Source organism: Sphingomonas sp. Ag1 (assembly GCF_000980895.1).
Taxonomy (GTDB): Bacteria; Pseudomonadota; Alphaproteobacteria; order Sphingomonadales; family Sphingomonadaceae; genus Sphingomonas; species Sphingomonas panaciterrae.
The window spans coordinates 189,457-204,645 of record NZ_LAZX01000093.1 but is presented as its reverse complement, the minus strand read 5'-3'; the positions used below and the strand labels follow the sequence as shown (position 1 = coordinate 204,645).

General features: G+C 65.2%; 15 protein-coding genes. All 15 read right to left on the bottom strand.

The genetic code is table 11. From position 1 onward, the window contains the following. Nucleotides 1-3: 3 nt before the first annotated feature. From XM50_RS12715 to XM50_RS12650, 15 genes are read right to left on the bottom strand one after another with little or no spacing between them, the layout of a single operon-like run. A complete protein-coding gene (locus XM50_RS12715; RefSeq protein ID WP_269430572.1) occupies nt 4-723 on the bottom strand; it encodes a biotin--[acetyl-CoA-carboxylase] ligase in 720 nt (239 codons plus the stop codon). 26 nt (nt 724-749) lie between these two features. Beyond that, nucleotides 750-2,210, bottom strand: coding sequence for an NADH-quinone oxidoreductase subunit NuoN (gene nuoN / locus XM50_RS12710; protein WP_046409947.1), 1,461 nt, complete (start codon nt 2,208-2,210; stop codon nt 750-752). Then, entirely contained in the window at nt 2,210-3,784 is a 1,575-nt protein-coding gene (locus XM50_RS12705) for an NADH-quinone oxidoreductase subunit M (protein ID WP_046409946.1), read from the bottom strand. Before XM50_RS12705 ends, nuoN begins: the two co-directional genes overlap by 1 nt. Further along, a complete protein-coding gene (locus tag XM50_RS20995) occupies nt 3,781-3,906 on the bottom strand; it encodes a hypothetical protein (RefSeq protein WP_269430571.1) in 126 nt (41 codons plus the stop codon). Before XM50_RS20995 ends, XM50_RS12705 begins: the two co-directional genes overlap by 4 nt. After that, nucleotides 3,903-6,002, bottom strand: coding sequence for an NADH-quinone oxidoreductase subunit L (nuoL, locus tag XM50_RS12700; RefSeq protein WP_046409945.1), 2,100 nt, complete (start codon nt 6,000-6,002; stop codon nt 3,903-3,905). The genes XM50_RS20995 and nuoL overlap by 4 nt, the downstream gene beginning before the upstream one ends. A gap of 7 nt (nt 6,003-6,009) precedes the next feature. Next, a complete protein-coding gene (nuoK, locus tag XM50_RS12695) occupies nt 6,010-6,312 on the bottom strand; it encodes an NADH-quinone oxidoreductase subunit NuoK (RefSeq protein ID WP_046410045.1) in 303 nt (100 codons plus the stop codon). A gap of 8 nt (nt 6,313-6,320) precedes the next feature. Continuing rightward, complete coding sequence (locus tag XM50_RS12690; protein ID WP_046409944.1) at nt 6,321-6,932, bottom strand: NADH-quinone oxidoreductase subunit J; 612 nt, start codon at nt 6,930-6,932, stop codon at nt 6,321-6,323. 39 nt (nt 6,933-6,971) lie between these two features. Then, on the bottom strand, nt 6,972-7,457 hold the full coding sequence (nuoI, locus tag XM50_RS12685) for an NADH-quinone oxidoreductase subunit NuoI (RefSeq protein WP_046409943.1): 486 nt from the start codon (nt 7,455-7,457) through the stop codon (nt 6,972-6,974). A 2-nt stretch (nt 7,458-7,459) separates the two neighbouring features. Further along, a complete protein-coding gene (gene nuoH / locus XM50_RS12680; protein WP_046409942.1) occupies nt 7,460-8,509 on the bottom strand; it encodes an NADH-quinone oxidoreductase subunit NuoH in 1,050 nt (349 codons plus the stop codon). Continuing rightward, nucleotides 8,506-10,506 carry an NADH-quinone oxidoreductase subunit NuoG gene (nuoG, locus tag XM50_RS12675; protein ID WP_046409941.1) on the bottom strand — a complete coding sequence of 667 codons (2,001 nt, stop codon included), beginning with the start codon at nt 10,504-10,506 and terminating at the stop codon, nt 8,506-8,508. Before nuoG ends, nuoH begins: the two co-directional genes overlap by 4 nt. Continuing rightward, the gene (gene nuoF / locus XM50_RS12670; RefSeq protein WP_046409940.1) at nt 10,506-11,825 is read right to left on the bottom strand and encodes an NADH-quinone oxidoreductase subunit NuoF; all 1,320 of its coding nucleotides are present in this window, start codon (nt 11,823-11,825) and stop codon (nt 10,506-10,508) included. The genes nuoG and nuoF overlap by 1 nt, the downstream gene beginning before the upstream one ends. Continuing rightward, nucleotides 11,822-12,517 carry a complex I 24 kDa subunit family protein gene (locus tag XM50_RS12665; RefSeq protein WP_046409939.1) on the bottom strand — a complete coding sequence of 232 codons (696 nt, stop codon included), beginning with the start codon at nt 12,515-12,517 and terminating at the stop codon, nt 11,822-11,824. Before XM50_RS12665 ends, nuoF begins: the two co-directional genes overlap by 4 nt. Further along, nucleotides 12,517-13,776 carry an NADH-quinone oxidoreductase subunit D gene (locus tag XM50_RS12660; protein ID WP_046409937.1) on the bottom strand — a complete coding sequence of 420 codons (1,260 nt, stop codon included), beginning with the start codon at nt 13,774-13,776 and terminating at the stop codon, nt 12,517-12,519. Before XM50_RS12660 ends, XM50_RS12665 begins: the two co-directional genes overlap by 1 nt. Continuing rightward, the gene (locus XM50_RS12655; protein ID WP_046409936.1) at nt 13,773-14,624 is read right to left on the bottom strand and encodes an NADH-quinone oxidoreductase subunit C; all 852 of its coding nucleotides are present in this window, start codon (nt 14,622-14,624) and stop codon (nt 13,773-13,775) included. The genes XM50_RS12660 and XM50_RS12655 overlap by 4 nt, the downstream gene beginning before the upstream one ends. After that, nucleotides 14,621-15,187, bottom strand: coding sequence for a NuoB/complex I 20 kDa subunit family protein (locus XM50_RS12650; protein ID WP_046410043.1), 567 nt, complete (start codon nt 15,185-15,187; stop codon nt 14,621-14,623). The genes XM50_RS12655 and XM50_RS12650 overlap by 4 nt, the downstream gene beginning before the upstream one ends. Between the last annotated feature and the right edge of the window lie 2 nt (nt 15,188-15,189).

The following is a 15,189-nucleotide window of genomic DNA, read 5'->3' as shown; positions in this document are numbered from 1 at the left end:
CCCCTACACCAGGAACACGTCGGCCGCGTGAATGACACGCGTGGTTCCATCCGCCAAGCGCAGCCGTAGCGCGCCGTCGCTGGCCAGACCATCATATTTGCCGGCAACCGACGTCCCGTCGGACAGGTTGGCAATCAGCGGCGTACCCGGCGCATGCGCCTGCCGCTCCCACCGCGCGATGACCGGCGGCAGCCCGTCACGGCGCCACGTCTCCAGCCATGTCGCGAAATCTGCCACCAGATGCTCGAACAGCTCGGCAGCGGAGTGGACCCACAGCCGGCCGGCAAGGCTGGCGGTCTGCCGCCCCTCGATCGACGGATGGCTCGACAGATTGACGCCAAAACCAGCGACGATCGCATCGCCGTGCCGCTCCAGCAGGATGCCGGCAAGCTTGGCGTTATCGAGCAGCAGGTCGTTGGGCCATTTGATCGTGACGGTCGGGCAGCCGAGCGTCCCGATCGTGTCCGCCAGCGCGACCGCGCACACCAGCGCCAGCGACGCGGCGGGCGGGTCATCGGCCCGCACCCGCACCAGCGTGCTGGCATAGACATTCCCGATCGGGGAGCTCCAGGCCTTCCCCTGCCGCCCGCGCCCGGCGGTCTGCCGCTCGGCACGCAGCCAGCTCCCTTCCGGGGCGCCGGCCGCGGCGAGGGCCAGCATGTCGGCGTTGGTGGAGCCGGTTTCCGCGACCGTGCGGATGCGGTCGCCCGCCGTGCCCTTCACCGCGACACCGTCACGCCGCTGAACCGTCAGAACAGCGCCTGCGCAGCGTTGATCGACCAGGCACTGAGCAGCGGGATGGCCAAATAGCCGAGCGGCGACACGGCCACTGCCGCGACAGCGATCATCCCGCCCTCCAGCTTGTCACCCTCGCCAAACGGCACCGTCGGCTCGTCGAAGTACATCGTCTTGACGACGCGCAGGTAATAATAGGCACCGATCGTGCTCGCCGCGATGCCGATGACGGCCAGCGGGAACAGCCCGGCGCGCACCGCCGCATCGAACACCGCGAACTTCGCCCAGAAGCCGAACAGCGGCGGAATGCCAGCCAGGCTGAACATGAAGATCGCGAGCCCGGCCGCCAGCCACGGCCGCGTGCGCGACAGGCCCGACAGCGACGCCAGCGTCTCCACCGGCTGTCCTTCGGGCGTGCGCATCTGCAGCACGACCAGGAACGAGCCCAGCGTCATGATGACGTAGATCGTCATATAGGTCAGCACGGAGGCGACGCCCTCGGGCGTGCCCGCGGCAAGACCGATCAGCGCGAAGCCAACGTTGTTGATCGACGAATAGGCAAGCAGTCGCTTGATGTTGCTCTGGCCGATCGCGGCAACCGCACCGAAGATGATCGAGGCGAGCGCCGCGAAGATCACGATCTGGCGCCACTGGTCCTCGGCCGGGCCCATCGCCTCGATCGCGACACGAACGGCGAGTCCGACGGCGGCAACCTTCGGCGCCGAGGCGAAGAAGGCAGTGACCGGCGTCGGTGCGCCTTCGTACACGTCCGGGGTCCACATGTGGAACGGCACGGCGCTGATCTTGAAGGCGATGCCGGCGAACACGAAAACCAGGCCGAACATCAGGCCGATCGACCGTCCGTCACCGCTCAGCGGCGATGCGGCATAGGCCCCGGCGATTTCGTCGAACATGGTCGAGCCGGTGAAGCCGTACACCAGGCTGATGCCATAGAGGAGGATGCCGCTCGCCAGCGCGCCGAGCACGAAATACTTCAGGCCCGCCTCGGCCGACCGTTGGTCCTGCCGCATGAAGCTGGCGAGGACATAGGCGGCAAGGCTCTGCAGCTCGAGGCCGATGTACAGCGTCAGCAGATCGCCCGCCGATACCATCACGCCCATGCCGATTGCCGACAGAAGGATCAGCACCGGATATTCCGGGCGCAGATTCTCACCCGCCGTCCGCTCGAAGAAGCGCGGCGCGAGCAGGATCGCGACCGCCGCGGCGAAATAGATCAGCACCTTGGCGAAACCGGCAAAGGCATCCGCGCGGTACATGCCGTCGAACGCAGCGCCGCCGTTGGTGGCCGGGCCGATCAGCGCCAGGCACGCGCCGCCAAGGATCGCCACCGCGGTCCAGGACACGGCGCGCGTCGACGCGGAGCCGCCCCACGCAGCCACCAGCATCAGTGCCAGCGCACCCAGCGCCAGCACGATCTCGGGAAGGGTCATCGCGACCTGCGATGCGTAGTCCATCAATGCGCCTCCCCATGGGCGTCAGATACAGCAGCAGAAGAACCGGCGGCCAAATGGCCCGCACCATGCGCGGCAGGCGCCACGCCAGTGCCCGGGGTGGGCAGCGAATCGCCCGCCGGACGATCACGATCGATCCGGGCAAGCAGGCGCTCGGTGTCGGCACGCATCGGGGCAATGAAGCTTTCCGGATACACGCCCATCCACAGGACGACCGCGGCGATCGGTGCCAGCAGCCACATCTCGCGCGCCGACAGGTCGGGCATCGCGCGCACTTCCTCCGACTTGATCTCACCCCACACGACGCGACGGTACAGATACAGCATATACGCCGCGCCCAGGATGATGCCGGTCGTGCACAGCAGCGCGATCGTGGTTGACACTTGATAAGTGCCCATCAGTGCCAGCAGTTCGCCCGGGAAGTTGCTGGTGCCCGGCAGGCCGATCGAGGCCATGGTGAACAACAGGAACAGGATCGCGTAGCGCGGCATGTTGTTGGCGAGGCCACCGTAACGCGAAATCTCGCGGGTGTGCAGCCGGTCGTAGATGACGCCGACGCACAGGAACAGCGCGCCCGACACCAGGCCGTGGCCCAGCATCACCAGCATCGCACCCTCGATGCCCTGCGCGTTGAACGCGAACAGGCCGATCGTCACGATCGCCATGTGCGCGACCGACGAATAAGCGATCAGCTTCTTCATGTCGGACTGCACCAGCGCGACAAGGCTGGTGTAAATCACCGCGACTGCGCTCAGGCCGAACACCAGCCACACCAGCGATGCGGACGCCTCCGGGAACATCGGCAGGCTGAAGCGCAGGAAGCCATAACCGCCCAGCTTCAGCAGCACGCCCGCCAGGATCACCGACCCCGCGGTCGGCGCCTGCACGTGCGCGTCGGGCAGCCAGGTGTGCACCGGCCACATCGGCATCTTCACCGCGAACGAGGCGAAGAAGGCGAGCCACAGCCACGTCTGGACGTCCGGCGGGAAGTCATAGTTCATCAGCACCGGGATCGACGTCGTGTCGGCGGTGATGCTCATGTAAAGCATGGCGATGAACATCAGCAGCGAGCCGAGCAGCGTGTACAGGAAGAACTTGTACGACGCGTAGATGCGGTTCGCCCCGCCCCAGATGCCGATAATCAGGAACATCGGGATCAGGCCGGCTTCAAAGAAGATGTAGAACAGGAAGATATCCTGCGCCGCGAAGGTGCCGATCATCAGCACCTCGGTCAGCAGGAACATCGCCATATATTCCGGCACGCGCTTCTCGATCGCCTGCCACGATGCCCCAATGCAGATCGGCATCAGGAACACGCTCAGCATGATCAGCAGCAGCGCATAGCCATCGATGCCCAGCGCCCAGGCGAACCGCCCGAACACCGGCGCATATTCGACGAACTGCCACTGCGCCCCGCCGATGTCGAAGCTGAGCCACAGGATGACGCCCAGCGCGAGATCGGCCAGCGTCGCCGCCAGGGCGAGCCAGCGCGCGCTCTGGGCGGACAGGAAGAAGCAGGCGATCGCGGCAATGGCCGGGATCGCGAGCATCACGGAAAGGATCGGGAAACCGGTCACTTCGCCCCCAACAGACCGTTCGGGCGGAACGTCACGACGTCCAGCCCTGCCCCTTCGAACGGGGTGAAGAAGTACAGCGCCTTGCCAGGCTCGGCGCGAACGAAAGAAGCGGCGTGGGTCATCCTGCGATCACCCAAGTTACCGCGGCGGTGAGGCCGATCAGCATCACGAACGCATAGGTATAGACGTAGCCCGTCTGGATCCGCCCGGCGACGCGGCTCGACTGAGCCACGATCCAGGCCGATCCGTTCGGCCCGAAGCGGTCGATCGTGCCTTCATCACCCTTGTGCCACAGGAAGCGGCCGATGGCGAAGGACGGGCGCACGAACAACAGGTCGTACAGTTCGTCGAAATACCATTTGTGGGCGATGAAATTGTACAGGACGTCGAACGTCGAGGTGAACCGCTTCGGTATGTCGGTTCGCCAGATGTAGGCGATCCATGCCAGCGCCAGGCCGATGATCATCACGATCGTCGCGGCCAGTTTCACCAGCAGCGGCACCTCGTGCATCTCGTGCGCCAGATGCTCGTTGAACGCCAGCGAACCACGCCAGAACGCCTCGCCCGCCTCCGGCTCGATGAACCAGTAATGGAACACATAACCGGCGAACACCGCGCCGATCGACAGGACGATCAGCGGGATCAGCATGACCAGCGGGCTCTCATGCGGATGATAGCCAGCGGTGCCGGTCGGCACCTCATCGGTGTCCGCGCCATGTGCGTGCGGCGAGTGACCGGCATCCTCATGCGCGACGCCGCCACCATGCGCCTCGGCGGCATGATCGTCCGCGTCATGGACGGGATGATCATGGTGATGGTCGTGCACCGCGTGCTGGATATGCTCCGACCCGGCCCAGCGCGGCTTGCCCCAAAAGGTCAGGAACATCAGGCGCCACGAGTAGAAGCTCGTCAGCAGCGCAGCGAAGGTACCAACCCAGAAGGCGCCCTGACCGCGGCCCGATGCCCAGGCCACTTCAAGGATCGCGTCCTTCGAGTGGAAGCCGGCAAAGCCACCGATGCCGTAGATGCCCACGCCCGTGATTGCCAGCGTACCCAGCATCATCGCCCAGAAGGTGATCGGGATATGCTTACGCAGGCCACCGTAGAAGCGCATGTCCTGCTCATGGTGCATCGCATGGATGACCGAGCCGGCACCCAGGAACAGCAGCGCCTTGAAGAAGGCGTGCGTGAACAGGTGGAACATCGCCGCGCCATAGGCGCCGACGCCCGCGGCGAAGAACATGTAGCCGAGCTGCGAGCAGGTCGAATAAGCGATCACGCGCTTGATATCGGTCTGCGTCGTGCCGACGGTCGCGGCGAACAGGCAGGTCGCGGCGCCAACGCCGGTGACGACCATCAGCGCGGTCGGCGACGCTTCGAACATCGGCGACAGGCGGCAGACCATGAAGACGCCCGCGGTGACCATCGTCGCCGCGTGGATCAGCGCCGACACCGGGGTCGGGCCTTCCATCGCGTCCGGCAACCAGGTGTGGAGGCCCAGCTGCGCCGACTTGCCCATCGCGCCGACGAACAGCAGCAGACAGATCACCGTCATCGTGTCGAAGCGATAGCCAAGGAAGCCGATCGTCGAGCCGGCCATGCCCGGCGCCATCTCGAGGATGGCGGGGATCGAGACGGTGTCGAACACCAGATAGGTGGCAAAGATGCCCAGCATGAAGCCAAGGTCGCCGACACGGTTGACGACGAATGCCTTGATCGCCGCCGCCTGCGCGCTCGGCTTCTTGAACCAGAAACCGATCAGCAGATAGCTGGCGAGGCCGACGCCTTCCCAGCCGAAGAACATCTGGATGAGGTTGTCGGCCGTCACCAGCATCAGCATCGCGAAGGTGAACAGCGACAGATAGGCAAAGAACCGCGGCTGATCCGGGTCCTCGCTCATATAGCCCCAGCTATAGAGGTGAACGAGCGCCGAGACGCTGGTGATCACCACCAGCATCACGCTGGTCAGCGCGTCGACCCGCAGCGTCCAGGACGCGTCAAACGTGCCGGAGGTGAGGAAGTGCAGCACCGGCGTCACGCTGGCGCTCATCCCGCCCGACATGAAGCCGAGGAAGATCGGCCACGACAGCGCGCAGGAGATGAACAGCGCGCCCGTCGTCACGCCCTTGGCAACAACGCCGGGGATCGACTTGTTGCCGAAGCCAGCGATGATCGCCGCGAGCAGCGGCAGGAATACGATGAAGAGGATCGAGGTCACGGGTCGTTCAGCCCTTCATCCGGCTGGGATCATCAACCGAGATCGAGCCCCGGCCACGGAAGAAGATGACGAGGATCGCCAGACCAATCGCCGCCTCGCCGGCAGCCACGGTCAGCACGAACATCGCAAAGACCTGCCCCACCAGATCGCCCAGCGCCGAGGAAAAGGCGACGAGGTTGATGTTCACCGCCAGCAGGATCAGCTCGATCGCCATCAGGATGACGATGATGTTCTTCCGGTTGAGGAAGATGCCCAGCACCCCGGTCGTGAACAGCAATGCCGCCACGACGAGGTAATGGACCAGACCGATTCCGCCACTCACAGCTTCACCCCCTGCCCGATTTCCGGCCGCACGTTACGCGTCGCATCCTGCGGACGCCGCGCGATCTGCTGCGCGATGTTCTGCCTGATGACCCCGCCACGCTGGCGATGCGTCAGCACGATCGCGCCGATCATCGCGACCAGCAGCACCAGGCCCGCCGCTTCGAACACGAAGAGGTAGCGGGTGTACAGCAGGTTGCCGATCGCCTGAACGTTCGGGATGGTCGGATCGATCGGCGCACCGCGGCGTGCCAGGTCAACCCCGCCCTCGCTCCATGCGCCGACCCCGATGATGATCTCGCACACCAGCGCCACCGCCAGGACCAGGCCGATCCCGAAATAGCGCACGAAACCAGCGCGCAGCTCGGCGAAGTCGATGTCGAGCATCATGACCACGAACAGGAACAGCACGGCGACCGCGCCGACGTAGACGATGACGAGCAGCATCGCGATGAACTCGGCGCCGACCAACACCATCAGGCCCGCGGCGTTGAAGAACGCCAGGATCAGCCACAGCACGCTGTGCACCGGATTGCGCGAGGCAATCGTCATGACGCCCGAAACGAGCACCACGATCGCGAAAAGGTAGAAGGCGAGGGCCTGGATCATGCCGACACCTGGAAAAGCCGTTTAATCATCGCGCGCCGCCTATCGATATGCCGCGTCCGCGGCAATGTTTGCCGCAATCGCGCTTTCCCAGCGATCCCCGTTATCGAGCAGCTTGGCCTTGTCGTAGATCAGCTCCTCGCGGGTCTCGGTCGAGAATTCGTAGTTCGGCCCTTCGACGATCGCGTCCACCGGGCAGGCCTCCTGGCACAGCCCGCAATAGATGCACTTGGTCATGTCGATGTCGTAGCGCGTCGTCCGGCGGCTGCCGTCGTCGCGCGGCTCGGCCTCGATCGTGATCGCCTGCGCCGGGCACACCGCCTCGCACAGCTTGCATGCGATGCAGCGTTCCTCGCCATTGGGATAGCGGCGCAGCGCATGCTCCCCACGGAACCGCGGCGAGAGCGGGTTGCGCTCGAACGGATAGTTGATCGTCGCCTTGGGCTTGAAGAAATACCTCAAGGTCAAAGCGTGCGCCTTCACGAACTCCCAGAGGGTGAAGGCCTTGATCGTCGAAGCGATACCCATCGTCAGATCCCAACCCGGTAGAGCATCAGCACGCCCGACACGAGAAATACCCAGAACAGTGACAGCGGAAGGAACACCTTCCAGCCCAGCCGCATCAGCTGGTCATAACGATACCTCGGCACCGTCGCCTTCACCCAGCTGAAGCAGAAGAAGAAGAACAGCGTCTTGGCAAACAGCCAGATGATGCCCGGCACGTAATAGAGCGGCGCCCAGTCGAACGGCGGCAGATAGCCACCCCAGAACAGCGTCGCGTTCAGCACGCACATCAGGATCACATTGGCATATTCGCCGAGCCAGTAGAGCGCGAAGCTCATCGACGAATATTCGGTCTGGTAGCCCGCGACGAGCTCCGACTCCGCCTCGGTCAGGTCGAACGGCGCGCGCGCCGTTTCGGCCAGGGCCGAGATGAAGAACACGATCGCCATCGGGAACAGCAGCGGGTTGAGGAAGAAGCCGTTGATCGGCGTCCCCAGCACGCCGCGCTGCGCCTCGACGATCCCGGTCAGGTTGAACGTCCCCGCCCACAGGATGACCGAGATCAGCACGAAGCCGATCGCGACTTCATAGCTCACCATCTGCGCCGCGGCGCGGATCGCGGAGAAGAACGGATATTTGGAGTTGGACGACCAGCCCGCCAGGATGATGCCGTACACGCCCAGCGACGATGCCGCGAGAACGTACAGCAGCCCGACATTGATGTCCGCCAGCACGACGCCAAGGTCGAACGGCACCACCGCCCAGACGATCAGCGCCACCGTGAAGGTGATGATCGGCGCGAGCAGGAACAGCCCGCGGTTGGCGGCCGTGGGGACGATCGTTTCCTGCAGGAACACCTTCAGGCCGTCGGCGAAGGACTGCAGCAGGCCAAGCGGGCCGACCACGTTCGGGCCACGGCGCAGCGCCATCGCCGCCCAGATCTTGCGATCGGCATAGATGATCATCGCCACCGCCAGCATCAGCGGCAGCGCAATGACCAGAATGCCGACCAGCGTCGCCAGGAACCAGGCCCAGTTATAGGGCAGGCCCAGGGTCGTGTTGAAGAAGGCGGTCATTCCGCGGCCTCCGCGAAGGTTTCGCCATGCACCAGTTCAGCCGAGCAGCGCTGCATCGTCGGCGAAGCGCGGCATATCGCGTTGGTGAGATAGAAATCCTTGATGGGATATCCCTCCAGCGTGCCCTGCGCCGCGGTGTCGAGCGACGGCGGCGCCCATGGGAAGGTCACCAGCCCCTCGTTGGCAAGCTCCGGACAATCCAGCGCCATCGCGGCGCGCAGCTCGTCCAGCGTGTCGAACGGCAGGACCGCGCCCAGCTTTTCCGACAGCGCGCGGAAGATCGTCCAGTCCTCGCGCGCATCGCCCGGCGCGAACACCGCGCGGTTGCCGCGCTGAACACGCCCTTCGAGGTTCACATAGGTACCCGACTTCTCGGCATAGCTCGCACCGGGCAGCACCACGTCCGCCGCGGCCGCGCCCTTGTCGCCATGATGGCCGACATAGACCTTGAAGCCGGTGAAGCGCGTGAAATCGCACTCGTCGGCCCCCAGGAAGAAGGTGAGCTTCGCGTCGTAAAGCGCGGAAATGCCTGCCTTTTGCGCATAGCCGAGCATCAGCCCGCCCATGCGTGCGGCCGAGAAATGCACGACATTATAGCCGTTCCAACCATCGCGAACGAGGTTCAGCGACTTGGCGAGCTCCAGCGTCGCGCCATGCGCATGCTTCAGCGCGCCGCCACCGACAACCACTGCCGGCCGCTCGGCCTTGCCGAACGCCTCGGTCACCGCCTCTGGCAGGTTGGAAAGGATCGAGAGATCCTGGCCCAGCCACTCGACCTTGTACGACAGGTCCGTCTCCGGGCCGATCGCAAACACCTTGGCGCCGCGCTTGATCGCCTTGCGCACGCGCGTGTTGACCAGGCTCGCTTCCCAGCGAAGGTTGGTGCCGACCAACAGGATCGCGTCGGCGCGCTCCATGCCGGCAATGGTGGTGTTGAAATTCACCGCCGCCAGGCTCGACACGTCATAGTCCATGCCGGTCTGACGACCCTCGAGCAGCGACGAGCCCATCGACGCCAGCAGCGCCTTGGCCGCGAACATCGTCTCGCAATCGACGATATCGCCGGCCACCGCCGCGACGCTGTTGCCCGCAGCCTTGGCCGCATCGGCGATCGCAGCGAACGCCTCGTCCCAGCTGGCCGCAACCAGCTTGCCGTCACGCCGCACATAAGGGCGGTCGAGCCGGCGACGCACCAGGCCGTCGACGGCGTGGCGGGTCTTGTCGGTCGCCCACTCCTCGTTGACGTCGTCATTCACCCGCGGCAGCGCGCGCAGCACCTGACGGCCACGGCTGTCGAGGCGGATGTTGGTGCCGACCGCGTCCATGACGTCGATCGTCAGCGTCTTCTTCAGCTCCCACGGGCGCGCTTCGAACGCATAGGGCTTGGACGTCAGCGCACCGACCGGGCACAGGTCGACGACATTGCCGCTGAGCTCGCTCGTCACCGCCTTCTCGAGGTAGGAGGTGATCTGCATGTTCTCGCCGCGATACAGCGCGCCGATTTCCTCCACGCCCGACACTTCCTCGGCGAAGCGGACGCAGCGCGTGCACTGGATGCACCGGGTCATCACCGTCTTCACGATGGGGCCCATGTACTTCTCGGTGACGGCGCGCTTGTTCTCCTGGAAGCGGCTGTGGCCACGACCATAAGCAACCGCCTGGTCCTGCAGATCGCACTCGCCGCCCTGATCGCAGATCGGGCAATCCAGCGGGTGGTTGATCAGCAGGAATTCCATCACGCCCTCGCGGGCATGCTTCACCATCGGCGTGTTGGTGAACACTTCCTGGTTTTCCGCCGCCGGCAGCGCGCACGACGCCTGCGGCTTGGGCGGCCCGGGCTTCACCTCGACCAGGCACATGCGGCAATTGCCCGCGATGCTCAGCCGCTCATGATAACAGAAACGGGGGATTTCCTTGCCAGCCGCTTCGCACGCCTGGAGCACGGTGGCTCCCTGCGGCACTTCGACCTCGATCCCGTCTACCTTCAGCTTTGGCATTATTCTGCAGCTTCCTGCATGGGGGCGAGCCCGCCGCCCTGACGTTCGGTGATGCGGCGTTCCAGCTCGGGGCGGAAGTGGCGGATGAGGCCCTGGATCGGCCAGGCAGCCGCGTCGCCCAGCGCGCAGATGGTGTGGCCCTCGACCTGCTTGGTCACCTGCTGCAACATGTCGATCTCGCCGATCTCGGCGTCACCGGTGCGCAGCCGCTCCATCACGCGCCACATCCAGCCGGTGCCCTCGCGGCACGGCGTGCACTGGCCGCAGCTCTCATGCTTGTAGAAGTAGGAGATACGGCTGATCGCGCGGACGATGTCGGTCGACTTGTCCATGACGATGATCGCCGCGGTGCCGAGGCCGGAGCCCACCGCTTTCAGGCCATCAAAGTCCATCGGCGCATCCATGATGTCCTTCGCTGGCACCAACGGCACCGACGAACCACCCGGAATAACCGCGAGCAGATTGTCCCACCCGCCGCGAATGCCGCCGCAATGCTTCTCGATCAGCTCGCGGAACGGAATGCTCATCGATTCCTCGACGACGCACGGCTTTTCCACGTGACCGCTGATCTGGAACAGCTTGGTGCCGCGGTTGTTCTCCGCGCCGAAGCTGGCGAACCATTCCGCGCCACGCCGCAGAATCGTCGGCGCGACCGCGATGCTCTCGACGTTGTTGACCGTCGTCGGACAGCCATACAGGCCGGCACCCGCCGGGAACGGCGGCTTCAGGCGCGGCTGGCCCTTCTTGCCCTCCAGGCTCTCGATCATTGCGGTCTCTTCGCCGCAGATGTACGCGCCGGCGCCACGGTGGACGAAGACGTCGAAGTCATAGCCGGAGCCGCAAGCGTTCTTGCCGACCAGGCCGGCGTCATATGCCTCCTGCACGGCGGCAAACAGCGTCTCGGCCTCGCGAATATACTCGCCGCGGATGTAGATGTAGGCCGCCCGCGCGCGCATCGCGAAGCCCGCGACTAGCGCGCCCTCGATCAGCTTGTGCGGATCGTGGCGGATGATCTCGCGATCCTTGCACGAACCCGGTTCGGATTCGTCGGCGTTGATGACCAGGAAGCTCGGCCGCTCGGGGCTCGGCGTCTTGGGCATGAACGACCATTTGGTGCCGGTCGGGAAGCCCGCACCGCCGCGACCGCGCAGGCCCGAGGCCTTGATCACGTCGATGATCTTGTCCTGGCCAAGCTCCAGCAGCGCCTTGGTATTGTCCCAGTCGCCGCGCTGGCGGGCCGCCTGCAACGTCCACGGCTGATATCCGTAGAGGTTGGTGAAGATGCGGTCCTTGTCCGTCAGGGATGTGATGACGCTCATGCGCTCGCTCCCACGGCAGGGGTGTTCCATTCGTTGCGATAATCGTGGTTCTCCTCGACCATCGCTTTCAGCGTCGTCGGCCCGCCCAACGGCTCCACCGTGTGCCGGCCCGGCTCCTGCGTGCCCGCCTTGGGCTGCTCGCCCCGCGCCAGCGCGTCGAGGATCGCGACCGTACGGTCGTAATCCAGGTCCTCGTAATTGTCGTCGTTGATCTGGACCATCGGTGCGGACGCGCAATTGCCCATGCACTCGACCTCGGTCAGCGTGAACAGGCCGTCGGGCGTCGTCTTGCCCTTGATCAGCCCCTTGTTCTTGCACGCCGCCAGCACGTCGTCCGACCCGCGCAGCATGCACGGCGTCGTCCCGCAGACCTGCACGTGGAACCGGCCGACCGGCGCCAGGTTGAACATGGTGTAGAAGGTCGCGACCTCCAGCACGCGGATGTACGGCACGCCGATCTCGCGCGCGACGAACTCGATCACCGGGATCGGCAGCCACCCTTGCGTGTTCGTCTCCGCCCCAACCTGGCGCTGTGCCAGGTCGAGCAGCGGGATCGACGCCGATTGCTCACGACCCGCCGGATAGCGGGCGAGGATCGCGTTGCGCTTCTCACGGCTTTCGTCAGTCCACTGGAAATTGCCCCAGCGGGCGCGGACCTCTGCCTCGTCGGGGATCTGGGGTGCGTCAGCCATCAGCGGTCACATTCACCAAAAACGATATCCATCGCGCCGAGAATGGCGGTGGTGTCCGCGAGCATGTGGCCGCGGCTCATGAAATCCATTGCCTGCAGGTGGCTGAAGGCGGTCGGACGGATCTTGCAACGGTACGGCTTGTTGGTGCCGTCGGACACCAGATAGACGCCGAACTCACCCTTCGGGCTTTCCGTCGCGACATACACTTCGCCCGCGGGCACGTGATAGCCTTCGGAATACAGCTTGAAGTGGTGGATCAGCGCTTCCATCGACTGCTTCATCTCGCCCCGCTTGGGCGGCACGACCTTGCGATCGAGGCTGGCGATCGGCCCTTCGGGCATTTCCGCCAGACACTGCTTCATGATCCGCGCCGACTGGCGGACCTCCTCCACGCGCACCATGAAGCGGTCGTAGCAATCGCCCTTGGTGCCGACGGGGATTTCGAAATCCATCCGGTCGTACACGTCATACGGCTGCTGCTTGCGCAGGTCCCACGGAATGCCCGCGGCGCGGATCATCGGGCCGGAGAAGCCCCAGCGGATCGCATCGTCACGGCTCACCACTGCGATGTCGACGTTGCGCTGCTTGAAGATGCGATTGTCGGCAACCAGGCTGATCGCATCCTCGAACAGGCGCGGCAGCCGCGTGTCGAGCCACTCGGCGATGTCGGTCAACAGCTTCAGCGGCACGTCCTGGTGGACGCCGCCCGGGCGGAAGTAATTGTGGTGCATGCGCGCACCGGTCGCGCGCTCGAGGAAGCCGTAGCAATCCTCGCGAATCTCGAACAGCCACAGGTTCGGCGTCATCGCGCCGACGTCCATGACGTGCGAGCCGAGGTTGAGCATGTGGTTCGAGATGCGCGTCAGCTCGGCGAAGAACACGCGCAGGTACTGCGCGCGCAGCGGCACTTCGAGGTCGAGCAGCTTCTCGATCGCCAGCACGAACGTGTGCTCCATGCACGCAGGCGAACAATAATCGAGGCGATCGAAATAGGGGATCGCCTGCGCGTAGGTCTTGTATTCGATCAGCTTCTCGGTGCCGCGGTGGAGCAGCCCGACGTGCGGATCGATCCGCTCGACGATCTCGCCGTCCAGCTCCATGACGAGCCGGAGCACGCCGTGCGCCGCCGGGTGCTGCGGGCCGAAGTTGATCGTGTAGTTCTGGATCGCCACCTCGTCCTGGACATGTCCGTCCTGGAAGGCGTCGGCCAGCCGCTCAACCGCGGGGTCGATGGAATCGTTGCGCAGCGTATCGGTCATTGGTTCTGCCCTCCCTTGCCGGGAACGACATCAGGGTCGGATGGCTTTGGCGTCGCGTTCGGATGCGGGTTGCCCGCGCCGGTCTGGGCGGTGCTGGTCGCCGGCTCCTTGGCATAGGGCTGGCTCGGCGCATCGGCCGGCTTGGTCGCGCTCTGGCTGTCGCCCGCCTTGCGGATCGCATCGGCGTTGAGCGGCGTCGGTGCCCCCTTCGCCTCGGGCAGCGCCGCGCCCTTCTCGTCGCCCGGCAGCACGTATTCTGCGCCTTCCCAGGGACTCGTGAAGTCAAACGTGCGGAAATCCTGCGCCAGCTTCACCGGCTCATAGACGACGCGCTTCACCTCTTCCGAATAGCGCATCTCGACGAACCCGGTCAGCGGGAAGTCCTTGCGCTGGGGATGCCCTCGGAAGCCATAGTCGGTCAGGATGCGGCGCAGGTCGCGGTTGCCGGCGAACAGCACGCCGTACATGTCGTACACTTCGCGCTCATACCAGCCGGCGACCGGCCACAGCTCGGTCACGGTCGGCACCGGCGTATCCTCGCTGGCGGTGACATGGACGTGCAGGCGATGGTTGCGGGTCAGCGACAGGAGGCAATAGACCACCTCGAACCGCTCCTCGCCGCGATCGGGATAATCGACCCCGGCGATGTCCATCAGCTGCTGGTATTCGAGGCCCGGCGTATCGCGCAGCGCGATCAGCGCGGCGATCAGGTGATCGCGGTGGACGTGCAGCTGGATCTCGCCGACATGCGCGAACGCATCGACCAGCCCGTTCGGAATGGCGGCGCGCGCCGCCTCCAGCGTCGCGTCGTTGAGCTCAGCGGCCCAGCGGGGTGCAGGCGCCCTCACCGTTCGATGCTCCCCGAACGGCGGATCTTCCGCTGCAGCTGCATGATCCCGTACAGCAGCGCCTCGGCGGTCGGCGGGCAGCCCGGGACATAGATGTCGACCGGCACCACACGGTCGCAACCGCGCACGACGCTGTAGCTATAATGGTAATAGCCGCCGCCGTTCGCGCACGACCCCATCGAGATCACGTACTTGGGCTCCGACATCTGGTCGTACACGCGGCGCAGCGCGGGAGCCATCTTGTTGCAGAGCGTACCCGCGACGATCATCACGTCCGACTGGCGCGGGGACGCGCGCGGCGCGGCACCGAAGCGCTCCAGGTCGTAGCGCGGCATGTTGACGTGGATCATCTCCACCGCGCAGCAGGCGAGGCCGAACGTCATCCACCACAGCGAGCCCGTGCGGGCCCACTGGAACAATTCCTCGGTCGACGTGACGAGGAAACCCTTGTCGGTCAGCTCGCCGTTCAGATCGTTGAAGAAACCGGGATCGGGCTGAACGAGGCCCGTTCCACTGGAGATCGCGCGGGCATCGCGCGGCAATTCAACGGGGCCGGAGTGCATGG